Raw genomic sequence first — 26,680 nt, 5'->3', positions numbered from 1 at the left:
CTTCTATTTATAAGGAGCACCTATCATGAAGGCACAATCTAAAACCAAAATGACGCTTTTCTCCCTAACATGGCCGATCTTCATTGAAATCATGCTACACATGTTAATGGGGAATGCCGATACGCTTATGCTCAGTCAATATTCCGACCACTCTGTTGCTGCAGTTGGAGTCTCCAACCAGATTTTGTCTGTCGTTGTTGTGATGTTTGGTTTTGTGGCTACAGGAGCCGGCATATTAGTCGCCCAACACTTAGGAGCTGAGAAAGAAGAAGAAGCAGGCTCGATTGCGATCAGTTCTTTAAGCTTAAACTTGTGGTTTTCCTTAATTATGAGTGTGAGCTTGTACGTTTTCTCTGAACCGATCCTCAAACTTATGGATCTCCCTCCTGAACTTATGGATGAGGCTAATCTCTACCTCGGCATTGTCGGTGGCTTGATTTTTGTACAAGCGCTCATAATGACAACAGGAGCAGTGCTTAGAAACTATGGCTTCACCAAAGACGCCATGTACGTCACGATCGGAATGAACATTATTAATGTTATCGGTAACTATTTTGTCATTTTCGGTCCGCTTGGATTTCCGGTCCTTGGTGTTGAAGGAGTTGCCTACTCGACTGCGATTAGCCGCTTTCTAGGTTTTCTCGTGTTATTAGGATTGCTTATTAAACGAAGCAACGGTGAGCTCCCCATGATTTCGTTTTTCCGATATCAGAAAAAACATGTTTTTGGGCTTCTCCGCATCGGTGTCCCTTCTGCAGGAGAACAACTTTCTTACAATGCTAGCCAAATAGCCATTACCTACTTTATTGCTCAGATGGGGACAACGGCTATTACAACGAAAGTGTATGCTCAAAATATTATGATGTTTATTTTTCTCGCGGCCATCGCCATTGGTCAAGGTACACAGATTTTAATAGGTCACCACATTGGAGCCAAAAAGTTGGACGATGCCTATAAACAAGGCTTCAGCAGTGCTAAACTAGCCATTTGTATTTCGGTTGGAATGGCTGTAATCGTCTATTTCTTTAGTGAACCTCTACTTGGAATCTTCACATCAAATGATTCTATCATCGAACAAGGATCATACTTACTTTTGCTCACGATCTTATTAGAACCAGGACGAGCTGCCAACCTCACCATCATCAGCTCCCTCCGAGCAGCAGGCGATGTACAATTCCCCGTCTTCATCGGAATCCTTTCCATGTGGGGGATTAGCGTCACATTCGGCTGGTTCTTCGGCTTATACTTAAACATGGGACTCGCAGGAATCTGGATCGGATTCATAACCGACGAATGGCTCCGCGGCCTCCTTATGACAAGGCGTTGGTATAAGAGAAAATGGAAACAAAAAGCTTTTGTATAACAAAAGCGGAAATGCCCCGCTTAGGCCCGGCAGGCATAAGCGGAGGATCGGAATGAAGTGCCCTTCCTTCATGCAGATCAACCGCTTATGTCCCGAGGGCCTGGGGCATTGCAGCTGGATGATAACAAAAGCGGAAATGCCCCGCTTAGGCCCGGCAGGCATAAGCGGAGGATCGGAATGAAGTGCCCTCCCTTCATGCAGATCAACCGCTTATGTCCCGAGGGCCTGGGGCATTGCAGCTGGATGATAACAAAAGCGAAAATGCCCCGCTTAGGCCCGGCAGGCATAAGCGGAGGATCGGAATGAAGTGCCCTCCCTTCATGCAGATCAACCGCTTATGTCCCGAGGGCCTGGGGCATTGCAGCTGGATGATAACAAAAGCGGAAATGCCCCGCTTAGGCCCGGCAGGCATAAGCCCTATAAGAAACACAAAGAAGCTACTCCAACTTTCCGGAGTAGCTTCTTTCACGCTCTACTGCACCAAAGGGTGTCTGGCACCCTGCCCTTCTTTACAGCACTAAAGTACCATTTAAACTTCAATTTTTACGTTGTATGCTTTGAGCCAGTGGTTGATCTGGCCGAGGTGAGCGAGAAGTTGTGGTCCTGTCATGAGCTGCCCGAACCATGGTGCGTCGATTGCCTTCCCTTCACTGTCGACAAGTTGTTGGATGCGTTCTTTCTTAAAGAGGTTAAACAACGGTGCATTAGGATCATCGAGTATTTCTCCGAGCCAGCTTACTACAGCTTTTGTGTAAACAGGATTGTGTGTCTTCGGATATGGACTCTTCTTCCGGTACAAGACGTCATCAGGCAATAAGCCTTCTAAGGCCTTCCGCAAGATCCCCTTCTCTCTGTCCCCGTATCGCTTCATTTCCCACGGTACGTTCCACACGTACTCGACTAAGCGATGGTCACTAAACGGAACGCGAACTTCAAGACTGGCTCCCATACTCATACGATCCTTACGATCTAGTAACGTTGTCATAAACCACAGCTGATTTAAATAAAAGAGTTGGCGTCGCTGTGCTTCTTCCTTAGAGTCACCGCTAAACGTTGGCGTCTCAGCGATTGTATCTTGATATCGTCCCATCATGTATCCATGCAAATCAAGCTTCTGGCTCCACTCATCTGTTAGAAGTTCATTTCGCACACCAGAAGAGCGAATCCAAGGAAATCCTTCTCGAGACAAGTCTTCCTGACGATAAAACCACGGATATCCTCCAAAAATTTCATCCGCACATTCCCCAGATAAAGCCACGGTTACATCCTTCTTAATCTCACGGCAAAACCATAATAACGAAGAGTCCACATCAGCCATACCTGGTAGATCACGCATATTGACGGCTTCTTTTAGAAGTCCCGCCAACACATCGTTATTCATGACAGAAGATGAATGCTTCGTACCGAACGTGTCTGACATCAATTGGATAAAGTCCCCGTCGCTGTTGGGTTGGAATGTATTTGCTTTGAAATACTTCTGATTGCCGTCAAAATCAATCGAGAATGTTTGAAGTGGATCTTTTCCTGCTGCTTTCATATGTTTCGCGGCGATGGCTGTAATCGCACTTGAATCCACGCCACCTGATAAAAACGTTCCGACTGGCACGTCAGACACGAGCTGACGAGTAACAGCATCTTCAAACAATTCCCGTATTGTTGCGGCCGTTTTCTCTACTGAATCCGTATGTTCGCGACTCTCTACGTTCCAGTAACGAGTGATCTTGAGTCCATCACGACTATACATGCCTACATGCCCTGGTCGAAGTTCTTTCACACCTTTAAAGACACCGTGACCAGGTGTACGAGATGGCCCGAGCGCCAAAATTTCACTCAAACCTTCCTCATCAAGAACAGAGTCAATATCGGGATGAGCAAGAAGGGCTTTTAGCTCTGAAGCAAACACAAGTCCTCCAGCATTCTCTGTATAGAAGAACGGCTTCACTCCTAAACGGTCACGAGCGATAAAGAGGGCTTCTTTTTCACCGTCCCATATTCCAAAAGCGAAAATCCCATTTAGCCGATCCACGCACGCTTCTTTCCACTGCATATAGCTCTTAAGTAAAACTTCTGTATCGGAATGAGACTGAAAGCTCCACCCGAGACTAGCCAGCTCTTTCCTGATATCTTCTGTATTGTATAACTCTCCGTTGTAACAAATGGTATACGCATGGGATCCATTCTGATAGGTCATCGGCTGTCTGCCACCTTCAGGATCCACTACGATTAAGCGCTGATGTCCAAATGCAACGTGAGGCTTAATCCAGGCATTGGATTCATCAGGACCGCGGTAGTGAAGTGTTTTGGCCATTTTTTCAACGGTGCGTTCGTGCTGCGTCAGATCCTTCTTATAATCAACCCATCCACTAATGCCACACATCTACACTCATCCTTTCTATGCTAGAGCTTGCGATTCAATTGTCTTCCTTCCCTAACATATGCCCAGATGAAAAAGATGTGATTTTACCAATAAAGTATGACGATTTTGTTTGCTTTGATAAGAGAAAGGTGGTCCTTTGAAAACACTCGCTTTCCTGCGGACGAACTCCAGAGCTTCCTCAGTCGCTTCACTCCCTGCGGGATCTCTGAAGCCCGTCTTTCCGCGGGAGTCTCGTATTTTCAAAGAACCACCTTCACCGTAAAAGGGTTAAACAAAAACGTCGCCTTATTATTAGGATTTGCTGAAGTAAAAGAGAAGACCCTTTCCTCCCTAATACACATATACAGAAAAAGCGTTGAATTGATTTACAATTCAACGCTTCTAAAAACGAGATTACATGTTTAGTTTAATGGTAAAATTCCCATTGGTAGACGACCGAATCCTAGTACTAGTGCGATAATGATGGCGATGAAGAATTGGATCCAGGCGCTTTTTGCGGATACGCGTTTTTTTGCGCGGACGGCGATCATCTCCATGGCGAAGATGACCCATAAGCCAGCTAAGCTTTTAATAATCGCTTCTCCTAGCATGGCGCCTCCTGCGTTTGCGAAATACACGGCAATAAGGCTACCACCAGAGTACAAGATTAATAAGTAATCCAAACGTAGAATCATGTGAAAGATTTTACCGACCTTTGGCTTTCCTAATCGATCAAACCATACCGTCAGGCCTAGCAGAATTAGCGCTAATACCCATGACGTAATATGTAAGTGCGTTTGTCCATCCATACTTTTTCCCCTCCTTTACATACAACTTACCACCGATATCATACCAAAAAAACATCTGATTCGCGAATGTTTACTCTTTCCCAACCTATATAACAAAAAATTCTGAAAAACTGTTATACTATTCGTAGATTCTTTAAATGATGGAGGGATACAATGACACATACAAGTGAACAAATTATTGAACAAACACAGGAGTATGGGGCAAAGAACTATCACCCCCTTCCAATCGTCATCGCTAAAGCAGACGGTGTATGGGTAGAAGATCCTGAGGGTAATCGATATATGGATATGTTAAGCGCTTATTCAGCGGTTAACCAAGGCCACCGTCACCCTAAAATCATTGATGCGTTAACGGATCAGGCCTCCCGTGTAACCTTAACTTCTCGTGCTTTTCATAATGATCAGCTCGGTCCTTGGTATGAGAAGATTTGTAAACTAACCAATAAAGAGATGGCTCTTCCTATGAATACAGGGGCAGAAGCCGTTGAGACGGCTATAAAAGCTGCACGTCGCTGGGCTTATGATGTAAAAGGTGTAGCAGAAGACCAAGCTGAAATTATTGCATGTGTAGGGAACTTCCATGGCCGTACGATGACAGCGGTTTCGTTGTCTTCTGAATCGGAGTATAAACGTGGGTTTGGACCTATGTTGCCAGGAATTAAAGTCATTCCATACGGTGACGCTGATGCGTTGCGTGAAGCCATCACGGAGAACACAGCCGCTTTCTTATTCGAACCAATACAGGGGGAAGCTGGTATTGTCATCCCTCCAGAAGGGTTCTTAAAAGAAGCTTATGATATTTGTAAAGAGAACAACGTGCTTTATATTGCCGACGAAATCCAAGCTGGCCTTGGACGTACGGGGAAGATGTTTGCGTGTGATTGGGAAAACGTATCACCTGATATGCTCATTCTAGGTAAAGCTCTAGGTGGAGGAGTCTTCCCGATCTCTTGTATCGTTGCGAATAAAGAAGTACTAGGGGTATTCAACCCTGGTTCACACGGTTCAACCTTTGGTGGAAACCCTCTAGCATGTGCTGTTTCCGTTGCTTCACTTGAAGTTTTAGAAGAAGAAAATCTTGCAAGCCGTTCGCTTGAGCTTGGAGAATATATGATGAGCGAGCTTCGTTCTATCGACAATCCTAAGATTAAAGAAGTGCGCGGAAAAGGGCTTTTCATTGGTGTTGAAATGACAGAGCCTGCCCGTAAATACTGTGAAGAACTGAAAGCGAAAGGGCTTCTTTGTAAAGAAACCCACGAAAGCGTCATTCGCTTCGCCCCTCCCCTTGTCATTAACAAAGAAGACCTGGACTGGGCTATTCAGCAGATTAAAGATGTATTGTCATCAAAAGCGTAAGCGACCGTTCAGCAACGTATAGACTGGACTGAACCGCAGCAAGATCAAGGAAACACGGTGAGCATTTGCGAACCGATGTTGACTGATCGACCGGAGGTGAGGGAAGTCTACTAGTTGCTGGTCGCTGAAGCTAGATGTCACCAAAAGCGTAAGCGACCGCTTAGCAACATATAGACTGGACTGAACCGCAGCAAGATCAAGGAAACAGTATAACCTAAAACGGCAAAGAGCGCTCGGTCCAATACACCGGGCGCTCTTTTATATCCATTATTATTGCTTCTTGATGTCGTCATCCGTTGGCATGACGCATGCGGCGACTATATAAAGCAACAATACAAATCCGCTTGTAACAAAACATAATATCACCGTTAGGATTCGCAAAAGGCTTGCGTCAATATTATAAAGCTCACTCAATCCACCGAGAACACCTGATATTTGTACATCATCTGTGGAACGATAAAGTTTTTTCATAAGCGTTCCTCCTATAAGATTCTTTATCCATACTACGAATCAGGGTACTACGATGTTTCACCTTTTACAATATCACAACGCCTTCACGTATCCTCCGTCCACCACAAGCGCTTGTCCTGTAACATACGTATTAGCAAAAGAGGATAAGAAAACAGCTGTACGAGCAAATTCTTCAGGCGTACCATATCGCCCTGCCGGAATCATCGTTTCCATCTCGGCCTTCACTTCCTGAACGGAGAGCCCTCGTTTTGTTGCCATCTTCTCATCTAATTCCTCAACGCGCTCCGTTTCAATTCGCCCAGGTCCAAGCGTATTCACTAGAATGTCTTCACCGGCAAACTCCATAGCCATTGATTTCGCTAAGCCCACGATTCCAGTCCGGAACGTGTTGGAGAGTATCAGTCCATCGATTGGCTGTTTAATGGAGGAAGAAGCGATGTTTAAGATCCGTCCTCCCCCTGCGTCTTTCATATGAGGAATAGCTAAACGGCTTGCACGAATAAAACTTAGCAAATTCAACTCAAATGCCTTTTGCCAATCTTCATCAGACATGTCCATAAAACTCCCTGCCGGAGGCCCCCCTGCATTATTCACAAGGATGTCCACCCCACCAAGCTTATCCACCGCCGATTCAAATAAGGCTTCTAAACTGGCTGGGTCTGTAATATCACAGACTTCAGTATGCGGAGCCGCGCCTCGTCCCCTTGTTTCCTGGTGAATCTCTTCAGCCGCCTGCAGAAGGTGTTCAGCATTGCGACTCGAGATCAATACGGTAGCTCCTTCACGTACAAATTCCGTCGCAATTGCTTTCCCAATCCCTTTACTTGATGCCAATAGAACAACCCGCTTCCCTTGTAAACCTAAATCCACCATAACCCCTCCTTCATACTAGTACCTTTATTGTACTGAAAAATAGGGGCGTTTTTCCAAGAGTAGCGTTTATGGATGATCTAAACTGACAATTTTCTTCTGACCCCAGGGAGCAACTGCTACTTTGGCAACCCTTTCAGACTCGTTCCCTTCTAGAGCTTCACCAGTGTTTTCTTCCACATAAAAGCGCTCAATCCCATAGCGAATACGAAGTCCATCTCCATTGCCACCTTTATATTGGCCCGTGATTACAACTTCATCATCTTCTGTATCCAGTGATTGATGTGACACAGCTTCTGCTGCATAAATCTCTCCGTCTTTCTTCAACTTCACATACACCTTCTCGTTGTACTGAGGTTCTTCCCCTACCCATTTTTCATCTGAAATTGTAGAGATCTCATAGTTCACCACTACATAATCTCCGTAAAAGAGGTCTCTCGGATCAACAGGAGCTGTTTTTAAATCAATCGTTTCTCCAAATAGATCAATGGCGTAGTACGCCCCAGCCATCCCAACTAGATACAAGACTTGCAAACTTACGATTAATGGAAATAGCCAACGCTTCATCTACCTCCGCCCCCTTTTTCATTCCCAGATAAACGGCGACGTTCCCGGTTTAACACATAACTAAGCCCAAATAAAAGAACGCCTCCAATGAAGAAAAAGACTGATTTGTTAAGGAAATCCCAGGCCAGCTGAACGTATGCAATTAGCGTGCTGACTAAAAAGGCACCTGTGCCGAAATTAACCAGACCAATAGCTTCCCGCTTCGTCCCAATGACCAGGTATCCAATCGATACTACGTATAATAGGATGAGCGCGATCACTCCTCCATCTCCTCCTACATACACAATAGGAAGAAACAACAAGAGATTCAGCACACCAATAAGACGGTCTTTTACCAATGAAACAAGTAACCCGATTAATACAATGTGGGCAATGAGGAAGAGCACATTGACGTTCAATCTTTCCATCACCCATGAATCGAGCAGGAAGACCTCGATGGCCTTTAGTAAAAAGGCAGCACCAATACTCGTAATTTGCCATGAAGAGAACCTGAAGAATGAGAAAGTGGTTGCAACATAAAGCAGTAACCATAGAAAAAGCAACCAAACATAGTCATGTCCCCCTGCGAATACTAAGACAAGGGACTGAAGAATATACCCAAAACCAAATAATAAAGCAAGAAAATCACGGCGTAAGCGAACCAATTCAAAACCGCCTCCGATTACGAATAAAAGAAAGATCCATAAATGGGCTTCGCCGTAGGTCATCCAACTATACAGTTGCCCTACCGTTAAGATGGCTAAGGTCAAATAAAGAAGAGGTTGTTCTCTTCTGACTCCATACAATAACATGGCAGCCAAGCCCCACAAGAAAAAAGTCGTCGCACTATAAGCCATGTAATGATACATCTGACCCGTCACGATCATTGCCGCACCAAACAACAGGACTCCTATGGCATAAAATGATGTTCCTAGTGCTCTAGACCCTTTCTGGTAAGCACGGTCTCCGAAGAAGTAAAAGCCAAGCAAGGACACAAGTAAAATCCCCATCTTTAAAATATTCGGCATTAAAGACCAATTTGAAGCTACAAAAGTCAGGAATCCAAGCCCAATAAACAAACCACCAAAAATCGTTAACAATCCTCTCGAGTTTCGATTTGGATATCTGGCGACGAGTTGTTCATACTGTTCCTTTGAAATAATCCCTTCTTCCACCCATGCTTTTCCTTCTTTCTCTAACCAAGACCGTTTCACACCCACTCACCTCATCTTTTCTTTAGATCGTTTAAGAGGTTGGATCTGTTTGTAGGTAAATATTCGCCAGATCCACTCCAAACCCCCGTACCGAAAGACTTTCAACCATAAATAACTTCCAAAGACCTGAAGTGTGTAGATGACAACGACAAGTACGACGTTCCACACGGGAGAAACATCTCCATACAACCCTAACCCTACACCGTAAAAGAGCAGGAAACATAAAACAGATTGGAAAATATAATTGCTTAATGAAAGTTTCCCAACATATTGAAACGGGAGTAAGAGTTTCCCTTTTTTGTTCCAAAGTAACGTCGTCATCGACATGTAGAAGATGGCTGAAGCTGTTCCGCCGATGTTATCCTGCGCTGTACTAAACCACTCGGGATTTCCATATAAATATGGGCCTATTTTAAAAGCAACAAATAGAACGAAACTGACTCCCCCTATTTGCTTGAGCGTCTTCTCATGCTTTATGGGTTCATGCAGCCATCGCTTCTTAGCAGCAATAACACCAAGTACCATAACCGGCCCTATCGATGCCGCCAAAAAGACCCATTGGTACACAGAAGCATACACGAGTTGCCACGTTTCCCAGTTTTCTGACCATATGGAAAGCAAACTGTCTGACTGATAAGCAGTGAATGCTTTATTAATAAGAAACTGATTCGCCTGCCCAAGCTGATCACGAAAACTGTAATATCCAAATGTGACATACGTAGTGAATACTACCAAAATGGTAAGAGCCACCCAGCTCATCATCTTAACCGACCATTTCAACAAGGGTAAGAGCAAAAATCCCAACACACCGTAAGTTAATAAAATATCACCATACCAGATCAAGATTCCATGGATGAGTCCAAAAACAATCAAGACACTCAATCTACGTGTAAGCACTGTTGAATGATGAAGTCCCTTATCTTCTAAGCTTTCCTTCATCATATACAAACCAAATCCAAATAAGAACGAAAAAAGCGTATAAAAGCTGGCCTGAAAGAACATATCAATGCCAGACTGAACAGCTCGGTTCAGTTCGCCTGTCCAAGCCTCTTCCCCACCAAACATAAAGTATGGGGCATTAAATGAAGGCATGTTCACCATGAATATTCCAAAAATAGCCAATCCTCTTGCCGCGTCAATCCACGGCAATCGTTTATTTTTCACAAATCTTCACCTCCTCATCACCTATATACCTTAACTTTACGTTAATCTCGCCAGAAGAAGCAATTTTTTTAGACGATTAACACGTTCTCTCATCTCTCTCATAAGCTAATCATAAAGGAGGTATGCCTATGCCCGCTCAGGTGGGAGCCGTTAAGGTCGTGAACATTTCAGGCTCTGCTATATTTAATATCGGTGATGTCTACGCCATGGCTCCCCAGAGTTCCGCGAAAACCTTTGCTGGGGGTGGGTCCTTTAACACAGGTGACGGCATTCAGATTGATTTATCACAATCTACTACGACAGTTTATGATCAAGATGTCGTTGATCAATCTACCATCGAGGATTTTGAACAATAGGGAGGTACGGCATATGAATTACACGATCCATCAGTCTATCAATATCCACTTTTTAAAAGTGGGGTCTGTATCCAACTCCTCGGTTTTCCAAATTGGTAGTGCAGGCGTTATTCAGGCACGTTCTAGCCTTTACAATACTGGCGGTTACACAGAACCTGCTGAGGAAGCTGAGGCGCTTGGAGAAGAAGGAACAGGAGGAGAAGGAGGACCCCTTGTGCCTCTATCGATTTCCTAACCTTCACACTTTCCAAGAACCATGCATACAGTATTCTAGGTAAATGCCTAGAAAGGGGGAGATCAAGTGCAGTATATGGATTCATGGACCCAGTATTTAGAGAAACTTCATAAGCTCGTTGAATCGCAGACTGAGAAAATGAAAGAATTAGAGAAGCGAGTTGGCGAGCTTGAGAAGAAGGCAGAAGAAAACCAACGCCCTTCAACCAACATCGAAAAAATTGAATACAACTTTGACCAACTAAAGATCGAAACCCTAGAAGGGACGCTTAATATTGGCTTAACCCCCCAGAACGGGAAAGACTTTGGTATTGAAGACCTTGCTATAGATGAAAAGCCCTTTCCACCTAAACTAAGTGGAAGTCAGGCTGTGAAAGATAAAATTATTTCTGATTTACAAAATTACCTAACGGACCAAGGACCACGTGACCTCCAACAAATCGCCGGACAATACGGACGTCAATATGATTCAACCTATCAGCAATTTATTCTGCAAGATATCCAGAAACAGCTCGATGATCGCGTATCGTATTATCTTGAACAATCAAACGCCTCAAACGGAATGATTGACGATGCACAGATCCAATCGATATCCCAACAAGTTAAACAAGAGATCTATGAATCTCTCCATCATTTCATCCAAAACCAAAGCCACAAAGGAGATGAACCTAGTGAAGTTTGAAGTGCATAACTGTGGACTAAATGTAGGGAACATCCGAGTTCAGGGGGTTTCCTCATCTTCTGTTTTTTTAATTGGGGACAATGAAACCATTGCTCTGTCTTCTATCTTTGATACTCCACCTGAATCTGTCATCGTAGGACCTCTCGTACCCTTGACGGAACGAAAACGTAAAGATCAAAAGGATCAAAAAAATGTATAAAAGAACCTCTCATGTTAACCAAGTCAACATCAATTCGCTAACGCTAAGTTCTATCTTTGAAATCGGGGATGCAGAAGAAGCAACACCTCGCTCACGCGCCCTAGCTGTTCAAAAGGAAGGCGCATTATTTACAGATCAGGATTTTCCTTTCAGCGACTTCCCCATTTATGCAGCCGAATTACCCCGCTTTGATCGCCAACTCGTCATTAATCAAACAAGAGTTCCATGTGATCCCTATATACACGTAGATTCAGTTCATATCCAAGGGATCTCCTCTGCATCTGTTTTCCAGATTGGTAACCTTGACCACATCGAAACCGATACTCGTATTAAACATTTCCGCATTTTAAAAGAAAAGGATGACGAACAATAAGATTAAGAATGCATACCCTATGAAAAGAGACCTCTTATAAGGAAGGTGATCATCATGCCATCCATTGTCGGACCTATTAAAATTAACAGCGTAGGCGGAGGCGTTATTAACTTTGGGGACTCATTCTACATTTCTCCAAAAAGCTCCTCTAAATCAAATACTGGGTCAGGAAGCGCCAACACGGGTGACTTTATCAATACAAACAACGGCATTAGCTCAACGAACCCATTTGACCCAGATGGCGTTGACCAGCCAACAGTTGCCACCTAGATGGGTAAAGACGAAATTACATCATGTAATTTCGTCTTTATTTGTTAATGAAACTGGGAGAACGTTTCCGTTAACCTTGGTTGAGAGGAAGGAGGGCCTGGAAACCACTCGCTTTCCTGTGGGGAGCTGGTGAGCCTCCTCAGCCGGCTCTGCCGGCCTCCGGGGTCTCACCTAGGCTCTTCTGCCCACGGGAGTCTCGCAGTTTCCAGGCCCTCCTTTTCCATATTTGGAGAAACGGAAACGCACCATATATGGGGGCTAAAAACTTAAGGCCGTTTGTGGGCGTCCGTTCCTCCCCCTTATCGCAAGGGAAAGTATCCATCAATCCCTGTAATAAATAAGATAAACGTACCGCGAATCTTAGCAGGAGAACTCTCTTCTTCCACAAATCGCACGTTTCTTTTCACTCTAATTTTGAAAAGGTAACACGCCAAGGGGATTAATCCTCCCACCTCAAGCTCCAGCTGCGGGGTCGTTTCTCCAACTTTTGATAAGGGGTGTCTGGGGAACGGGGAGACTCCTACGGGAGAAAGAGGTCGACGAGACCCCGGAGCGAACGGAGTGAGTGAGGGGGCTCGACAGCTCGCCCGTGGAAAGCGAGTCGTTCCCCAGACACCCCTTGCTCTCAATAACATAACGGCCCCAGCCACAAATATGAGCAAAAAACGGCCAAGGAGATTCCTCCTTGGCCGTTTTACTGGTTACTTTTTGCGGTTGGCTTTTTTTATCGTAATCTTCTTATGTGGATCTTGTTTCTTTACCCATTTAATATATTTCTCCATATCAGGATGGTCACGTAGGCGCTCAATTGTGTTGTAAAACCCGGCTAATTCTGCATTTGTGAATAGCGCATGAATTTGCTTATGACAGGCTTTGCACAAGTCAGCTGTTGGGCCTTCTGCGCCTCCGTATTGCCTCGGGACTAAGTGGTGCTCGGTTGTTTCAATAGGACCCCGACCACATAACTCACATGATTCCTGCTGAGCCATTTCATCACCTCTCGTCTACTCGTGTTAACAACGATGCATCAAAGAAATAAAGATATTGGGCTGTGATGGGGCGTTGCCAAATGCGACTTAATGCTTCTGCGTAAAGAGAGAGCTGGGTTCTGTAGCGCTCTTTTAACGACTCTTCATTTTGTCCTTCTTGAATTTTATCAGTTTTATAGTCAAGAATGATCCAGCCACTCTCTCCAGGGATGATACAGTCGATGACACCTTGGACAAATACTTTCTCGTCGGTTTCTTCTTTCCAGTCAGCATACACTTCATGAGCTGGCAATGTTAGAGTAAACGGAACCTCGCGATGGACTTCTGTAGAATTCATAATCATTTCGCCCATTTCACTTTCATAGAACGCTTCAATGGCCTCTACGTTAATCGCATCCGCTTCCTCTCTTGTGAGATGCTCCTTCTCAACAAAACGTTCTACATACTCTTCAATTTCCTCAGCAGTTAATTTCTTCTTAAACGGTAGATGCTGCATGACCGTGTGCATGGCACTACCTGCTTCTGCTGCTGTTAAGGAGCGGTTTTCTTGCATAAAGCGAGGTCGCTGAACGATCGGTGCCTTGAATTCACGAATTAAAGAATCGGCACTATATTCGTCAGGCACTTCCCTCTGTCGCTTCAGTTCGGTAACCGACTGCTTGGCACGATGGTGAATGGCATTTTGGTGAGGATACATAAAGGACAGACGCCTGTTTACTTCTTCCTCTTCGCCTCTTGTTCCACCTACTTGCTTCCACTCTCGAATCGCCTCTTCTAAGGCCTCACTTTGCTTTTCTTCCACACGATTTGGATTCGCATACGCACTGCTGTGAAGAAGACGAACGCGCCATGCGGATTCATCATTCACAATGGATTCAGGTACGCGCATAATGGAACCAGTACCTCGTAATTCTTCATTCTGCTCGTGGCGAATAAGGGCCGGAGCAACCCAATCTAGATAAGACTTCGATTCTAACCTGTAATGAGCAGGGAGTACCCAGTGTGGGTGTTCAACCCATTCACGCCATTTATCAAGCTTCTTCTCAAGTGAAGCTACGTTCCCAATCATCACGAGCTTTTCTTTCGCACGTGTTAACGCTACATACAACACGCGCATCTCCTCAGCAAGGAGCTCACGCTGCTTCTCTTTTTTCAAAGCGTGGTAGGCAAGCGTTGGGTACATAATCCGCTTCTCTGGATCGATAAACTTACTTCCGAATCCATGATCCTTATGCAACAAGTACTTCGACATTAAGTCCTGCTGATTGAACTGTTTATCCATACCTCCAAGCAGAACAGCTGGGAACTCAAGACCTTTACTCTTGTGTATGGTCATAATACGGACGACGTCCTCTTGCTCCCCAAGAGCTTTCGCTGCACCGAGATCTTCTCCTCGCTCTTCAATTCGTTCAATAAAACGAAGGAAGCGGAACAAACCTCTGAACGATGTAGCTTCATAACTGCGCGAACGGTCATAAAGAGCACGAAGGTTAGCCTGACGTTGACGCCCGCCCGGAATCCCCCCAACAAAGTCATAATAACCGGTTTCCCTGTATACTTGCCAAATCAGCTCTGATAAGGACCCTTGTCTAGCTCGTACCCGCCATATTTCAAGTCTCATCAGGAAGTGCTCAACTTTTTCAATTAAGGTAGCGTCATCTCCCACACGCTTGTAAGCTTTTAGAGCTTCATAATAAGATGCTTTTCGTTTCGCTAAACGAACGTTTGTAAGCTCATCCTCATTTAAGCCAACAATCGGAGAGCGGAGAACAGAAGCTAGTGGGATGTCTTGTCTTGGGTTATCGATTACTTTCAAGAGGCTGATCATGATTTTAATTTCAATCGCTTCAAAATACCCCGAAGACAATTCAGCATAAACGGGGATCCCTTGTTGCTTTAGTTCTTCCACAATGGTTGGAGCCCACGTCATAGAACGCATAAGGATTACAATATCCCGGAACTGGATACTTCGCTTCATGCCTGTTTCTTTATCCACAACCTGAAGCGCATCTTCATCCCCGTGGCCAAGCCATTGTTTAATCTTTTGGGCATAGGCACGGGCTTCGATTTGAGCTTTTTCAAGATCCTGAAAGCCTTCTTGTGCTGCTTCTAGTTCAGATGGATCTTCAGGTGCCTGGCGGTCAATAATGATTAATTCTGCATCTGCATCCGTTGAAGTCAGTTCGTCGTAGATCGTATTGCTGTAAATCAGCTCGGCATCTTTGTCATACGTCATCTCTCCCACTTCTTCATCAAGAAGCTGGCGGAAGATATAGTTCGTCCCGTGGAGAACTTCTTTTCGACTTCGGAAGTTACGCGCTAAGTCAATACGCTCTGAGGGATGGTCCTCTCCGGCAAATTCTTTATATTTTTGTAAGAAAAGCGTCGGTTCAGCGTGACGGAAGCGATAAATACTTTGTTTTACGTCTCCTACCATGAAGAGATTCCCTGCATGCTCCCCATCTGTCACCATTCGTAAAATGGTTTCTTGAACAAGGTTGGTATCCTGATATTCGTCTACCAACAGTTCGGTAAACTGAGCTTGATAGCCTTTCGCTACTTCTGAAGGTTTGATATCCCCTGGCGTTGACGCCTCATCCATCAACACTTGTAAGCAATAGTGCTCAAGGTCGGCGAAATCAACAAGTGCTTGCTCTTTCTTTTTCTTCTGGAAACGTTCATGGAATTCTTTGACGAGCACCATTAGCTGGTCGACAACAGGCGCAAGTGTCTGCATATCGCCAAGGTGTGCCGAAAGTGAACGGGCAAACCAATCCTCTTTAAGAGAAGCAAAGCGTTTCTTATAACGGTCACGAAGAGCCTTCACCTGATCCTTTAACTCATCCGAACACTCCACCTTTTTTCGAGATAGGGCTTTAAAGCCACCACTAGTCTCCATAAACTGCTGAAGTTCGTGCCAAGAAATGTCCACAAGCCCTAGAGCATTTTGCATTTTCTCTCGGTCGTCATCAATAGCTTCAGCATAATGGTAAGGACCATCAGGCTCGCGAGTCAGGTTCAAGGCTTGTTCTGAATCAGCAAACATGGCTGTAAGCTGACTCTTTACTTCCCGTTTTAAAATATTGAGCCACTCGATATCCTCTTCAGGTGTATCTTCTGAAACGTGATACATTGCAGAAACTTTCTCCATCCACGTCTCTGGCCACGGATTTTGCATCGCGAAGGTATAAACGGAAAGCATGAGTGACTCAACTTCCTGATCACTTCTGTCACCTGAGAAGCGGTTGACCACTTCAAAGAAAGCATCCCGCTCTTCCCCATCCTTTCCATACCATTCTTCAAACAGATCTTCTAAAATTTCCTGACGAATAAGGTCACCCTCTACTTCATCAGCAATCCGGAACTGAGGGTCGAGATCAAGCTGGTAAGCATAACGACGCACAACATCAAGACAAAATGAGTGAAGTGTCGAGATGGAGGCGCGTTGTAAGAGAGAAAGTTGTTTCTTCAAATGCATGGAACCTGGGTTTTCTTCTAATGCTTTCTCCAAGGCTTCTCCTACACGGTTGCGCATTTCTTGTGCAGCGGCATTTGTAAATGTCACAACAAGCAAGGTATCAATGTCTGTTGGATTGTCCTGATTCAAGAGTTTTTGAATAATACGTTCAACGAGAACGGCGGTTTTCCCTGATCCGGCCGCGGCTGATACGAGGACGTCCTTCCCACTTGTGTATATGGCTTGTTCTTGTTCTGGTGTCCAGGATGGCATTACTCATCATCCCCCTCTTGCTTCACAATTTGTTGCAATATATCTTCATCCTTCATCGGTTTTATCGTTCGATACTGGTTCTCTTCAAGGGTTGGGTCAAATTGACATACTGAACGGAACTCACAAAATGTACAAGCGACCTGCTGATTCTTCTGAAATGGATTTAAATCGACTTTCCCGTTTGTAATCGATTCACCTGCTGATTTCATCATATCCCTTACATAACTTTGCAAGTGCTTAAAGGCTGCTTCCTCAGCCGTCTGCGAACCCTTCCGGAAGCCTCCAGCCTTCTTCAAACCAGCCGGTACAATCTTACTCATCCCTGTATCTAAATTCGTATCCATCATCTTCACAATTTGTTCATCTTCTACAAGGAGTCCTTGCATTTTAAATTTCTTAAAGAGCTCGTCTTGAATTTCCGTATCTTTTAAAAGCTGAGACCCTGAAATCATTGGATTATGCACATGGAAATACAACACCCCAGCTGGCGTTGCCTGTGTACCAAGCCACGTATCTGAATGAGACAGCACCACGTCTAAATAGGCAAGCATCTGCAGCGCCAATCCGTAGTATACTTCAACAAGATCAAGCCCCTTTGCACTGGATTTATAATCAATTATTCGAAGTAAAAGTCCTTCGTCTCCTTGTGCACGGTCTACTCGGTCAATTCGTCCTCTTAGCATTAACTCGAACCCATTCGCAAGATCTAGCGTCATCGGCGGGATCTTATCATCAGGTCCAAAACCGACTTCTAACCCTACTGGGGCAAACTGACTTTGTTTTGCCTGTTCACTCAGCATGTATGCTGCTCGAGCTACTACGTCTTGAAGCTTTTGCTGAATGTATTGGTAACGGTTGGAGCTATAAAGAATCTGGTGCTGCAGAATAGGCGAGAGTTCATGAACAGCTCGTTTAGCATACTGGTTCGTGTCATTCTCCGTGATGCTATTCCATTCACGTCCTTCGACCTGAATCCACTCGGTAATTTGTTTTAAAGCTTCGTGGAACAACTGTCCAATATCTGGTGCATCAAGCTTATAAACAGACCGCTCTTGTAACCCTAGCCCGTATTTCGCAAAGTGCTGATACGAACAGCGATAGTACGTCTCTAAACGAGAGACACTTGCCTTCACTTGTTTTGGATACAAGTGATCGGTCGTATGACGTCCTAGGTTTGACGGTTTATTTTTATAGAATAAACTCAATAGAACACGTTTTGTATCGATCGAATTCGTGTCATGAGCGATAAACCAATCAAGTACATCCCACCAAACATCCTTCATCGGATACCCTCTTAGGTAACGCGAAAGCTGTGCTGTTAACACAGAGCGTGTCTTCTGAGGAGTCGTAATGAATCGCTCTGTTTCCTCATGATCATCGCCCTCTTCAAGGAGCGATTTCTCCTCACAATATGGGAATAACTCTTTCATTCGTTTAACCATGGAAGACGGGACCTTCGCCTTTCCCTCTTCGTTACTAAGGGGATAACTAACCCATAAGTAGTCAGAAGCTGCTGTAAAGGCAAGATACACATAAAAATGGTCATCGAGCAATTGACGTTTGCTACTGTCGGCAAGCCGGACGCCATGTTCAGACAGCAATTCCCGTTCTTGTTCTGAGATCATTCCTTCGGCTTGAGGCTTCATTGGCCATAAGCCTTCATTAACCCCAAGGAGAAACGCGCTCTTAATTCCTGTAATACGTGAGCGATCTACGCTTCCGACAATGACATGATCCATACTAGGTGGGACATGGGAGAAGTCTAACGATTCAAGACCTGTCTCCATCGTCGTTCTGTAAAGCTGTAATGAGATTTTATCGTTTCCAATCATTTCAACCATCTCATCGAAAAGTCCAATGACCGCATCCCACACTTGTTCTTGTTCGCGAGACTTCTCAATTTGACCACGTTCGTCATACCAATCGCGCCAATGATTTAACGTACTTGGTACCCGCAGTTCTTCTAGCCACTGAAACAGAACTTGTGAACGTTCTTTAACGGTAGACGCTTCACGGATTTGCTCATCGAAAGGCAGAAGAATCTTAACGACCTGATCGCGAAGGCGATTAATGCGCTCTTCTTTCTTCTTCTCTTCATCGGTTTGAGATAAATGGTCAAAGCCTCTGAATCGCTGAAACCTCCATGGCTCTTCACTAATCCAGCGTTTTTTCGTACGGACACCATACTCGAGGCAATAATTTTCAAGTTCATCAATTGCATCCTGAGTAAGCGGATGTTCTCGGTCGCCTAAAGGGAAGAAATCTGTTTTTAACAAACGGAAGATGGCCTCATACCGCCAGTTTCCTTCAATAACATCAAGAGCAGACCTCACAAATTCAACGAGCGGATGGTTCAACATCGTCCGCTTCTCATCAATAAAAACCGGAATTCGGTAATCCTCAAACACGGTTTGAATCAAATCATGATAGACGTCAGGCTCACGTATTAAAACGGCCATATCTTGATAACGATACCCTTTATCACGCACAAGTTCTATAATCTCCTGCGCGACCCCTTCCACTTCAGCACGGGGATGAACTGCTTGGGCTACTGTAACCGGAGCCTTCTCCTGATATCCTGGGGCTGGTCTTGTTGTAAAGTAATGCTCAAGGTGTTCAAAGGCCGGACGACGTTCAAAGCGCCCTTCGCCGCCATATACATATTTCACCTCTTCAACCGGAACATTTACTTCCTGTGCCGTTCGCTCTAAATCTTGGAATGTGTGAGCGGTCTGATGGAAGAGATCAAGTTCATCAATCTCTCCGTAGCGGGGCTGATCTAGCGTAAGAGCAATCGTTACACGTTTCGCTTTCTTCATAAGAGCTTGTAAGACCACAAGTTCTTGAGGCGTAAATCTATGGAAGCCATCTAAATAGATTTCAGCCCCATTTAATGAATCAGCTTCCTCAATCTTCTCAGCAAGAAGCTGCAGTTGATCCTCACTATCAATATATTGCTCACGAAGGGCGATCATTAGCTGTTCATATATGTACGATAAGTCTTCTAATTTATGCTGCAGGGCTTCTTCTCCAGGGTATGGGTGTTTATAGTCTCCCATCGAGCCGATGTATTCATTTAACGAATCAGGCGTAATCCGATACCGTTTAAATTCTGTAATCATCGTTTCTAATTGTTCAATAAACCCTTGCTTTTCAATCGCCTTTTGGAACACATTCCAATCTGATTTACGTTCTTCAGTGATTTTACGAAGCATCATCTGGACACCCGTAGAGCTAATCATCTTCTTCGTTCCGCCGCCTGTTTCCTGAAGCACACGCCAGGCAAGACGAGAAAAACTAAATACTTGAGCGCGAATACTCCCTTCAATTCCTTCCTGCTTTAAAAGAGCATATTCTTGCTGGAACGTCATCTGATCAGGAACCATATAGAGAATGGGAGCCCCTTGAGGAGATTCCTTCAAACTTTCCCTTATTTCTTCAAGACACTGAGTACTCTTTCCAGCACCAGCTCTTCCTAATAAAAATCGTATACTCATTCGTTACCTCCATTCCATGAACGTTTTTGAAAGATTTGCATACAGTACGACTACGATTGTATAGAGGAGTGATCCCTTGCTAAACTCAAAGCTAATGGCAGGCGCGTTGATTTTTACCGGTATCTTTATTGCAAGCAACCTCTACACCATGCTTCCTCTCCATTCTGAAATCGCACAGTTATACGGTGTTTCCGACTCCGTAGTCTCTCTAGCCAGTTCCATGTTTATTTTCCCTTATGCGGTTGGACTGTTCTTCTTCGGGATGCTAGCCGATAAACTTCCTCACAAAAAGGTCCTTCTTTGCGGTATGGCGGCTCTTACTCTCGTCACCTTACTCGTTGGACTTATGCCGACCTTTTGGCTTTTTATCATACTACGAGCTACTCAAGGGGTCCTTGCTGCAAGTTTCGCACCGACTGCATTCGCCTATACATTTGAACACTTTAAAGGCAAAGAGCAAGCCTTCGTCATCGCGATGATTAATACGGGCTTCTTATTCGCCGGGATTTTCGGGCAAATGATTGCAGTAGAACTAGCTAGTTACGGAACGTATCGCATGGTCTTTTTTGGCTTTTGCTTGCTTTATAGCATCTGCTTTTTGCTATTGAAACAGTTTCTTGTTTCCTCAAAACCAAAAACCTTTCAAACGTTATTTTCATTATCTCCTATTTTATCATTTTTTCAGTTCAGACCCTTGCAAAAACTATATGGAATTACCTTTTTCCTTCTTTTTACCGTCATGTTGTTTTACGGAAGTTTTGAATGGTTAATTGCCCGAGGAGAAATTAATATTCCCTTTTCCCTGCAAGGTTTCCGGGTAATTGGATTAATCGGTATTCTCCCTGCCTTCTTCGCCGGCCCCTTGCAACAACGATTCGGAGCACCGCTCGTATTAGGCATGAGCCTTCTTGCTATCACAGTCGGCTTTTCTCTTCCATTAGTGATCCTCAATACATGGACACTTCTAGCCGCTTCTATCTTCATGATTGCATCCACTTCCCTAACCATCCCCATGGTTATCTTGCTTGTTGGACAATGCAGCCAACAAGCACGCGCTAGTGCAGTGTCGATCTACTCTTTCACACTATTAACAGGCGCTAGCATCGGAAGCCTAGGAGCAGCCATTGTCCCTTTCCAAGCCGTGCTCATCAGTTGTGCAGTGTTGTTTATCGGATTGGCCTATATCAGCCTTCGACTAAGTGCGGACGGGGCCGTTATTTAATTGAGAGGTTAGGGTGTCTGGGGGATGACTCGCTTTCCGCGGGCGAGCTGTCGAGCCTCCTCGTTCGCTAACGTTCTCTGTGGGGTCTCGTCGACCTCTTTCTCCCGCAGGAGTCTCGCCATCCCCCAGACACCCTGGCTTCAGTGTTCCTAACGCCCCCAGACGGCATGTTTCCGTTACACCATATATGGCAGAGGTGGTTCGGGAAATTGCGAGACTCCTGCGGCATTAGGAGCCTCGGGGAGACCCCGGAAAGCGCGTAGCGATTGAGGAGGCTTCCCAGCTCGCCGCGGAAAGCGAGTGATTTCCCGAACCACCTCACGCTCTATTAACGCTAACGGAAACATTCTCTCATCTTAGAGTGCCCCCCTTACAAATACATGAAAAGAACCAACAAAAAGAGCACTCTAGCCAGGGGCTAATGGGAGTGCTCTTCTACGTTCTATATTATGTGTATGACTCATCTGCCCTCTAAAATTTAAGAGCTAGCTTATTAATAGGCCAGTAGCGTACATCCACTTTACCTACAATCGTATCGATAGGCACAAAGCCGAAATAGCGACTGTCTAAACTTTCTCTTCGGTTATCTCCCATTACGAAAATATGGCCTTCTGGCACTTCTTTAGCGCCACCTTCAATCTCTTCGAGGGTGAAGGATTCAGTTAACGGCTTTCCATCGTTAACCCGGTAAGGATCTAAATAGGGCTCGTCCACTTTTTGCCCATTTAAATATAATGTATCGTCTTCATACCGAATGGTGTCACCAGGTAAGCCAATTACACGTTTTACGTAATCTTCTTTTTCATTAGCATGAAATACAATGACGTCCGTATGATTGACATTTTGTAAGTCATAAACCACTTTATTAACCATTAATAGATTCCCATCAAAAAGCGTCGGTTGCATGGATTCCCCTTCAACCACATAGCTTGCAAACAAAAACGAACGAAACATAAGAGCGAGAACAATAGCAAATACAATGGTCCGAAGCCATCTCCAGGCACTTTTCATATTCATGATTTCTCCTCCAGAAGTGTACTACTATCATTCTACCCATATTCGTTTTTGCCTAATCGTTTGCGCTCACGTTTTCATATGAACGTTGTTGTAATTTACGTTCAATCACCTTTCCGATTCCCCAAAAGACTGCAATACAGACCCCTACAATTACAGTTTTCAAAGGTTTCTGAGCAAACTCCGTAATACTGTGACCTACGTAAGAGATCGTAAAAATCATCACCGCTTTTCCCATGACGACAGCTAGCACAAACTGCTGAAAGCTTACTTTCGACAACGCCCCGACCACATTAATAATCGCTGATGGAGAAAATGGGAAGCACATTAACAAGAATAACGGTCCAAATCCGTGACGCTCGAGCCATGAGGTTACCCGCTGCACCTGCTTATTCCGCCTTATAAATTGAAAGAATTTCTTCTCTCCAAGTCTTCGGATTACCCAAAAGACAAACACCGCCCCAAGAACTGCACCAAGCCAGGAAAATAAAAACCCCTTTAATAACCCGTATGCGATCGAGTTCCCTACCACAAATATAAATAAAGGTAAAAAAGGCAAAATCGCCTCTAACAAAGGAAGCAATATTCCTGGCAATGGACCTAACGCTTCATATTCTTGCAGCAACTGCATAATAAAATCATCAAACGTATCGTTTTTAATCATTTCTTTTAGCGCTTCATAATCTAAGTCTTGAATATTCATCCATCTAACTCCTAACAGAGATATAAACTCAAAACAACGACTCTTCCGTCTCCACACCACTTCATTCATACTGCTTATCTTTCTATTATAAATGGTAGCCACATCGTTGTGAAAAGAAACCCATTCCCACGTTCTTTTAGTATGTTTTTTTGTAACATGGAGACCATTTCCATCATACAACTATTTGTTTCTACATAAAATTACGTTATAATAGAACATATGTTCTCATTACAGGAGGGAACGAACATGCGGTACTTAAGTGAAGAAGATCGAGAACTTGCCTCAAGGTTTCTATTCTTATCCATGGCCATTCTCGTTATTGAAAAAGACATCCACACGATTGAGCAAGGTTCTTTCAAAATTAAAGAACCTTATATGGAATTATTAAGAAAGATGGCCCATAAGGCAAAGTCAGAACGAAGATATTTAAGAGGACTTATGAAATCACGCCAACTGGACGTTATGCTTTTATCAAAAAACGAATCCTTCTCCTCCTATCTTTTTGTATCAGGAGGTCATGAAGAAAAAAGAAATTACTTTAATCCTGCCATTCGTAAGCATGTAGAAACCATTATGTATGAACTCATGCGCAAAGTGCTTCAACCTTCCCAAGGGAAATTAGCCTCAAGCGGTATGGAAGACTCACCATAACCTCCCCCCCTCATTTCTTCTCAAAAAAGGAGACGGCCAAAAAGGCGTCTCCTTCTCGTTTTTTATGATTTTGGATGAAACGTAACTGATTCAGCTACATGATCGAAACTAGGCTTTGTCACGTACTGAAGCCGCTCATTCAATTTATAGCGGAACTGCGCTGTGCGCTGAATTTGGTTCCAAATGGTTCCCTTTGAAACATCCAATATAACAGATCGTTGGTTTTTGAAGACTAAGCGTGTTTGCTGATGCCCTGTTGATTCGATTAGATCAACATGGGAATGGGCGACCCAGGCACAATACACATTCTGAGGGGAAATCGTTGGGAAGAAATACATGCCACTCATTGGATCAATGGCAATCGGGGCTTTGTGCGTAATACCAGTAACATCTCTTGTTCCAGCTTGTCGGCCTTTCAAGCTCGATCCAAAGTACTTACATGCATAATCAATTATGCGCTTTGGAGATTGATTAACATAAAAAGATTCCTCCTCTTCCATAACAAGTGAGATAATCTTTCCATCTGCCCGTTCATCAGCAATAATCGCTTGCGTGAACGGAGAAACTTCAAACCTGTCTTTCCACATATCCATACATTCATCCTCTCTTTTAAAATAAGATGCTTCTTTATTATACCAAAATTAACCATTAAAGAAGTGGATATATGAAAATCAGACAGAAATTGAATTTCTGTAAGACCCTAAGTGGTAAAAATTTCTGTTATACTGAGAACTAGACCCCAATTTGATGAGAATCAGCGGGCACATCCCACTCTTCTACATCTTTTACGTGGAATAAGTACCCATCATCGTTCATACCAAAATCCGGATTCAATGCCGTGTTAATCTCAAGTTCCGTTAGAGGGCTTTCTCCCATACTGCGCACCTCCTTTCTCCCTCTTAGGTTGCGCGTTCCAAATACAATTAACCAAATTGGAGTGACACAAAATGTGGTGGAATAAGAAAAAGAAGAAACAAGAACAGCTTGAAGTAAAAGATTTATCGCTCTCACAAGTTCGAAAAGCGATTCATGAATTCACTGATCATTTACCAGACGGTGTGGAGTTACGCACAATTATCAACGAAGACCTAACACTCGATTACAACCTCTTAGCGCCTTACCTAAAAGGAATCCCCAAAGAAACGTTCTACATGTCTAAAGAAACGTACGAATTATTTGAAGAGAAAGACCGACAACTCGCGCTCGATCTAGATTATATCCAACGTGCTGTCGATCATTACATTACTCAGAACAAAGAACTGCCCATCATTGATAACGACCCGTACTTTAAGGTAAATTACTTTAAACTCGAAAAAGCCGGTCTCATACATGAAAGACCAGACCGAGATTTTTACATTACCGATGACGAGCACATGATTACGTACAAGCGCCCGGAGAAATAGAATTTCTGTCATGAGAGGGTCCGTTACGACACAAGTGCTTGGGCTGGCTGGGGACAACTCGCTTTCCTGCGGAGAGCTGGGAAGCCTCCTCGCTCGCTGCGCTCTCTGAGGGGTCTTCCCTAGGCTCTTGTTTCCGCGGGAGTCTCGCAGTCCCCATCCACCCCTGACCAAAAATAGATGAACGGCCCGACACAACATATCCTAAAAACTTTTTATGTATAAACTCATGCATTAAGGGATAACCTATATAACATCTAGCTCCATTCGTATTATAGCTCTGGTCTGGGTTGTTTATTCTTAAACAAGTACCCGACTAACCTACGACGTTACGAATTGGAGCTATTTTACGTTCAAGAAGCTCTTCTTACCAAACCTCTTAAACGCAATCCACGCAATAATCATCCATACACCGTACAAGGTAATCGCAATCCCTTGATTGAAAATCCAGGGAACAGTTCCCATATACACCTCTGACGCAGCCGCTTGGAACCACCTAAAAAGAAACACCAGAAATAAAACACTCGTGCCCACCATTACCCAAAACCCACTCGCATCACTCCGCCACTTCTTCACCACAAAAAGACCACCCAAAAAACTAATGACACCTATCAATCCTAAGTAAATATAAAACAATGCATCAACAGAAACCCCCATAAAAAGTTACCCTCCTTTTGGATTAAGTCTTGAAACAATGTACTCACTTCCTATTTCATGTTTTGATTGAGCTCCAGCTTCTACTCTTGCCATCGGGGGCCGTTCAACCAAATAAAGCCAGGGGTGTCTGGGGAACGAGGAGACTCCTGCGGGAGAAAGAGGTCGACGAGACCCCGCAGAGAGCGCTAGCGAACGAGGAGGCTCGACAGCTCGCCCGCGGAAAGCGAGTCGTTCCCCAGACACCCCAAGCACCCAATAAACAGAAACGGCCCCACTTCCAGCATGCATAGCTTAAAAAAGCATAAAAAAGCATAAAAAAAGGGCCAATGCGATCGAGGCATTGGCCAAAAAGAGACGACTGGTTAACTTTTGAGTGAGGGAATTACTTGTGAACGATTAGTCCATGACGACAAACCTCGTTCACAGTGCATGTAAGCTCAACAACAAACATGCAACAAGACTCCATAAACGAACCCCCGAGCTTTGCAGACAGCGAATGTCTTACAAAAGTGCGGTGTCGTTTAATTTGTCTTGAGTCTATTCTAATATAATCT

26 protein-coding genes are annotated in these 26,680 nt (G+C 44.2%); 11 read left to right on the top strand and 15 right to left on the bottom strand.

Going from position 1 to position 26,680, the window contains the following annotated elements:
* Positions 1-25: 25 nt before the first annotated feature.
* Positions 26-1,363 (top strand): MATE family efflux transporter, encoded by a 1,338-nt coding sequence (locus ACYX4O_RS04445; RefSeq protein ID WP_476354927.1) that lies wholly within the window; start codon positions 26-28, stop codon positions 1,361-1,363.
* A gap of 529 nt (positions 1,364-1,892) precedes the next feature.
* Here the strand turns inward: ACYX4O_RS04445 and asnB are convergent.
* Together asnB and ACYX4O_RS04435 are read right to left on the bottom strand one after the other, a co-directional pair.
* On the bottom strand, positions 1,893-3,740 hold the full coding sequence (asnB, locus tag ACYX4O_RS04440; RefSeq protein ID WP_476354925.1) for an asparagine synthase (glutamine-hydrolyzing): 1,848 nt from the start codon (positions 3,738-3,740) through the stop codon (positions 1,893-1,895).
* Positions 3,741-4,141: 401 nt separating this feature from the next.
* Complete coding sequence (locus tag ACYX4O_RS04435) at positions 4,142-4,528, bottom strand: YisL family protein (protein ID WP_476354923.1); 387 nt, start codon at positions 4,526-4,528, stop codon at positions 4,142-4,144.
* A gap of 153 nt (positions 4,529-4,681) precedes the next feature.
* Between ACYX4O_RS04435 and ACYX4O_RS04430 the strand changes: the two genes are divergently transcribed.
* A complete protein-coding gene (locus tag ACYX4O_RS04430; RefSeq protein WP_476354921.1) occupies positions 4,682-5,884 on the top strand; it encodes an ornithine--oxo-acid transaminase in 1,203 nt (400 codons plus the stop codon).
* 270 nt (positions 5,885-6,154) lie between these two features.
* Here ACYX4O_RS04430 and ACYX4O_RS04425 read toward each other — a convergent pair whose 3' ends face one another.
* The 5 genes from ACYX4O_RS04425 to ACYX4O_RS04405 all read right to left on the bottom strand — a co-directional run bounded on the left by ACYX4O_RS04425 (position 6,155) and on the right by ACYX4O_RS04405 (position 10,149).
* Positions 6,155-6,355 (bottom strand): PspC domain-containing protein, encoded by a 201-nt coding sequence (locus tag ACYX4O_RS04425; RefSeq protein WP_476354919.1) that lies wholly within the window; start codon positions 6,353-6,355, stop codon positions 6,155-6,157.
* Positions 6,356-6,427: 72 nt separating this feature from the next.
* Positions 6,428-7,225 (bottom strand): SDR family oxidoreductase, encoded by a 798-nt coding sequence (locus ACYX4O_RS04420; protein WP_476354917.1) that lies wholly within the window; start codon positions 7,223-7,225, stop codon positions 6,428-6,430.
* Between the two features lie 69 nt (positions 7,226-7,294).
* A complete protein-coding gene (locus ACYX4O_RS04415; RefSeq protein WP_476354915.1) occupies positions 7,295-7,792 on the bottom strand; it encodes a GDYXXLXY domain-containing protein in 498 nt (165 codons plus the stop codon).
* A complete protein-coding gene (locus ACYX4O_RS04410) occupies positions 7,789-8,985 on the bottom strand; it encodes a DUF2157 domain-containing protein (protein WP_476354913.1) in 1,197 nt (398 codons plus the stop codon). Before ACYX4O_RS04410 ends, ACYX4O_RS04415 begins: the two co-directional genes overlap by 4 nt.
* A gap of 6 nt (positions 8,986-8,991) precedes the next feature.
* Entirely contained in the window at positions 8,992-10,149 is a 1,158-nt protein-coding gene (locus tag ACYX4O_RS04405) for a DUF418 domain-containing protein (RefSeq protein ID WP_476354911.1), read from the bottom strand.
* Between the two features lie 128 nt (positions 10,150-10,277).
* Here ACYX4O_RS04405 and ACYX4O_RS04400 point away from each other — a divergent pair, with 128 nt between their 5' ends.
* The 6 genes from ACYX4O_RS04400 (at position 10,278) to ACYX4O_RS04375 (ending at position 12,263) form a co-directional block, all read left to right on the top strand.
* Positions 10,278-10,505 (top strand): spore germination protein, encoded by a 228-nt coding sequence (locus ACYX4O_RS04400; RefSeq protein ID WP_188654588.1) that lies wholly within the window; start codon positions 10,278-10,280, stop codon positions 10,503-10,505.
* 13 nt (positions 10,506-10,518) lie between these two features.
* The gene (locus ACYX4O_RS04395) at positions 10,519-10,740 is read left to right on the top strand and encodes a spore germination protein GerPB (protein WP_476354909.1); all 222 of its coding nucleotides are present in this window, start codon (positions 10,519-10,521) and stop codon (positions 10,738-10,740) included.
* 75 nt (positions 10,741-10,815) lie between these two features.
* Positions 10,816-11,421 (top strand): spore germination protein GerPC, encoded by a 606-nt coding sequence (gerPC, locus tag ACYX4O_RS04390; RefSeq protein WP_476357010.1) that lies wholly within the window; start codon positions 10,816-10,818, stop codon positions 11,419-11,421.
* Positions 11,411-11,620: a spore gernimation protein GerPD gene (locus ACYX4O_RS04385; RefSeq protein ID WP_476354907.1), complete on the top strand. Its 210-nt coding sequence runs from the start codon at positions 11,411-11,413 to the stop codon at positions 11,618-11,620. Before gerPC ends, ACYX4O_RS04385 begins: the two co-directional genes overlap by 11 nt.
* Positions 11,613-11,993, top strand: coding sequence for a spore germination protein GerPE (locus ACYX4O_RS04380; RefSeq protein WP_476354905.1), 381 nt, complete (start codon positions 11,613-11,615; stop codon positions 11,991-11,993). The genes ACYX4O_RS04385 and ACYX4O_RS04380 overlap by 8 nt, the downstream gene beginning before the upstream one ends.
* A gap of 54 nt (positions 11,994-12,047) precedes the next feature.
* Positions 12,048-12,263, top strand: a complete 216-nt coding sequence (locus ACYX4O_RS04375) for a spore germination protein (protein WP_036785040.1) — start codon at positions 12,048-12,050, stop codon at positions 12,261-12,263.
* A 701-nt stretch (positions 12,264-12,964) separates the two neighbouring features.
* On the opposite strand, the gene ACYX4O_RS04370 is transcribed toward ACYX4O_RS04375, so the two are convergent.
* The 3 genes from ACYX4O_RS04370 to addB are packed head-to-tail and all read right to left on the bottom strand — an operon-like array spanning position 12,965 to position 20,479.
* Positions 12,965-13,252: an HNH endonuclease gene (locus tag ACYX4O_RS04370; protein ID WP_476354903.1), complete on the bottom strand. Its 288-nt coding sequence runs from the start codon at positions 13,250-13,252 to the stop codon at positions 12,965-12,967.
* Positions 13,253-13,256: 4 nt separating this feature from the next.
* The gene (gene addA / locus ACYX4O_RS04365) at positions 13,257-16,982 is read right to left on the bottom strand and encodes a helicase-exonuclease AddAB subunit AddA (protein ID WP_476354901.1); all 3,726 of its coding nucleotides are present in this window, start codon (positions 16,980-16,982) and stop codon (positions 13,257-13,259) included.
* Positions 16,982-20,479, bottom strand: coding sequence for a helicase-exonuclease AddAB subunit AddB (gene addB, locus ACYX4O_RS04360; protein ID WP_476354899.1), 3,498 nt, complete (start codon positions 20,477-20,479; stop codon positions 16,982-16,984). Before addB ends, addA begins: the two co-directional genes overlap by 1 nt.
* A gap of 76 nt (positions 20,480-20,555) precedes the next feature.
* On the opposite strand from addB, the gene ACYX4O_RS04355 reads away from it, so the two are divergent.
* A complete protein-coding gene (locus ACYX4O_RS04355; protein WP_476354897.1) occupies positions 20,556-21,701 on the top strand; it encodes an MFS transporter in 1,146 nt (381 codons plus the stop codon).
* Positions 21,702-22,172: 471 nt separating this feature from the next.
* Here the strand turns inward: ACYX4O_RS04355 and lepB are convergent, their stop codons facing one another.
* The gene (gene lepB / locus ACYX4O_RS04350) at positions 22,173-22,718 is read right to left on the bottom strand and encodes a signal peptidase I (protein WP_476354895.1); all 546 of its coding nucleotides are present in this window, start codon (positions 22,716-22,718) and stop codon (positions 22,173-22,175) included.
* 52 nt (positions 22,719-22,770) lie between these two features.
* A complete protein-coding gene (locus tag ACYX4O_RS04345) occupies positions 22,771-23,418 on the bottom strand; it encodes a TVP38/TMEM64 family protein (RefSeq protein ID WP_476354893.1) in 648 nt (215 codons plus the stop codon).
* A 246-nt stretch (positions 23,419-23,664) separates the two neighbouring features.
* On the opposite strand from ACYX4O_RS04345, the gene ACYX4O_RS04340 reads away from it, so the two are divergent.
* Positions 23,665-24,069 (top strand): YhjD family protein, encoded by a 405-nt coding sequence (locus ACYX4O_RS04340; protein ID WP_476354891.1) that lies wholly within the window; start codon positions 23,665-23,667, stop codon positions 24,067-24,069.
* A gap of 62 nt (positions 24,070-24,131) precedes the next feature.
* Here the strand turns inward: ACYX4O_RS04340 and ACYX4O_RS04335 are convergent, their stop codons facing one another.
* Both ACYX4O_RS04335 and ACYX4O_RS04330 read right to left on the bottom strand, forming a co-directional pair.
* The gene (locus ACYX4O_RS04335) at positions 24,132-24,662 is read right to left on the bottom strand and encodes a competence protein ComK (protein WP_476354889.1); all 531 of its coding nucleotides are present in this window, start codon (positions 24,660-24,662) and stop codon (positions 24,132-24,134) included.
* Positions 24,663-24,801: 139 nt separating this feature from the next.
* Complete coding sequence (locus ACYX4O_RS04330; RefSeq protein ID WP_476354887.1) at positions 24,802-24,945, bottom strand: hypothetical protein; 144 nt, start codon at positions 24,943-24,945, stop codon at positions 24,802-24,804.
* 71 nt (positions 24,946-25,016) lie between these two features.
* Here ACYX4O_RS04330 and ACYX4O_RS04325 point away from each other — a divergent pair, with 71 nt between their 5' ends.
* A complete protein-coding gene (locus tag ACYX4O_RS04325) occupies positions 25,017-25,472 on the top strand; it encodes a DUF3939 domain-containing protein (RefSeq protein ID WP_476354885.1) in 456 nt (151 codons plus the stop codon).
* Between the two features lie 339 nt (positions 25,473-25,811).
* On the opposite strand, the gene ACYX4O_RS04320 is transcribed toward ACYX4O_RS04325, so the two are convergent.
* Positions 25,812-26,126, bottom strand: a complete 315-nt coding sequence (locus tag ACYX4O_RS04320; protein ID WP_476354884.1) for a hypothetical protein — start codon at positions 26,124-26,126, stop codon at positions 25,812-25,814.
* Between the last annotated feature and the right edge of the window lie 554 nt (positions 26,127-26,680).

This window comes from Pontibacillus sp. ABV4_188, from assembly GCF_056311905.1.
The sequence above is the reverse complement of the archived record's forward strand: the minus strand, read 5'-3'. Positions and strand labels throughout refer to the sequence as shown.

Excerpts from the sequence above, each read along its gene's own strand:
- ACYX4O_RS04445 (WP_476354927.1), top strand. The coding sequence starts at position 26 with ATGAAGGCACAATCTAAAACCAAAATGACGCTTTTCTCCCTAACATGG.
- asnB (WP_476354925.1), bottom strand. The coding sequence starts at position 3,740 with ATGTGTGGCATTAGTGGATGGGTTGATTATAAGAAGGATCTGACGCAG.
- ACYX4O_RS04435 (WP_476354923.1), bottom strand. The coding sequence starts at position 4,528 with ATGGATGGACAAACGCACTTACATATTACGTCATGGGTATTAGCGCTA.
- ACYX4O_RS04430 (WP_476354921.1), top strand. The coding sequence starts at position 4,682 with ATGACACATACAAGTGAACAAATTATTGAACAAACACAGGAGTATGGG.
- ACYX4O_RS04425 (WP_476354919.1), bottom strand. The coding sequence starts at position 6,355 with ATGAAAAAACTTTATCGTTCCACAGATGATGTACAAATATCAGGTGTT.
- ACYX4O_RS04415 (WP_476354915.1), bottom strand. The coding sequence starts at position 7,792 with ATGAAGCGTTGGCTATTTCCATTAATCGTAAGTTTGCAAGTCTTGTAT.
- ACYX4O_RS04400 (WP_188654588.1), top strand. The coding sequence starts at position 10,278 with ATGCCCGCTCAGGTGGGAGCCGTTAAGGTCGTGAACATTTCAGGCTCT.
- ACYX4O_RS04395 (WP_476354909.1), top strand. The coding sequence starts at position 10,519 with ATGAATTACACGATCCATCAGTCTATCAATATCCACTTTTTAAAAGTG.
- gerPC (WP_476357010.1), top strand. The coding sequence starts at position 10,816 with ATGGATTCATGGACCCAGTATTTAGAGAAACTTCATAAGCTCGTTGAA.
- ACYX4O_RS04380 (WP_476354905.1), top strand. The coding sequence starts at position 11,613 with ATGTATAAAAGAACCTCTCATGTTAACCAAGTCAACATCAATTCGCTA.
- ACYX4O_RS04375 (WP_036785040.1), top strand. The coding sequence starts at position 12,048 with ATGCCATCCATTGTCGGACCTATTAAAATTAACAGCGTAGGCGGAGGC.
- ACYX4O_RS04370 (WP_476354903.1), bottom strand. The coding sequence starts at position 13,252 with ATGGCTCAGCAGGAATCATGTGAGTTATGTGGTCGGGGTCCTATTGAA.
- addA (WP_476354901.1), bottom strand. The coding sequence starts at position 16,982 with ATGCCATCCTGGACACCAGAACAAGAACAAGCCATATACACAAGTGGG.
- addB (WP_476354899.1), bottom strand. The coding sequence starts at position 20,479 with ATGAGTATACGATTTTTATTAGGAAGAGCTGGTGCTGGAAAGAGTACT.
- lepB (WP_476354895.1), bottom strand. The coding sequence starts at position 22,718 with ATGAATATGAAAAGTGCCTGGAGATGGCTTCGGACCATTGTATTTGCT.
- ACYX4O_RS04345 (WP_476354893.1), bottom strand. The coding sequence starts at position 23,418 with ATGAATATTCAAGACTTAGATTATGAAGCGCTAAAAGAAATGATTAAA.
- ACYX4O_RS04340 (WP_476354891.1), top strand. The coding sequence starts at position 23,665 with ATGCGGTACTTAAGTGAAGAAGATCGAGAACTTGCCTCAAGGTTTCTA.
- ACYX4O_RS04335 (WP_476354889.1), bottom strand. The coding sequence starts at position 24,662 with ATGGATATGTGGAAAGACAGGTTTGAAGTTTCTCCGTTCACGCAAGCG.
- ACYX4O_RS04330 (WP_476354887.1), bottom strand. The coding sequence starts at position 24,945 with ATGGGAGAAAGCCCTCTAACGGAACTTGAGATTAACACGGCATTGAAT.
- ACYX4O_RS04325 (WP_476354885.1), top strand. The coding sequence starts at position 25,017 with ATGTGGTGGAATAAGAAAAAGAAGAAACAAGAACAGCTTGAAGTAAAA.
- ACYX4O_RS04320 (WP_476354884.1), bottom strand. The coding sequence starts at position 26,126 with ATGGGGGTTTCTGTTGATGCATTGTTTTATATTTACTTAGGATTGATA.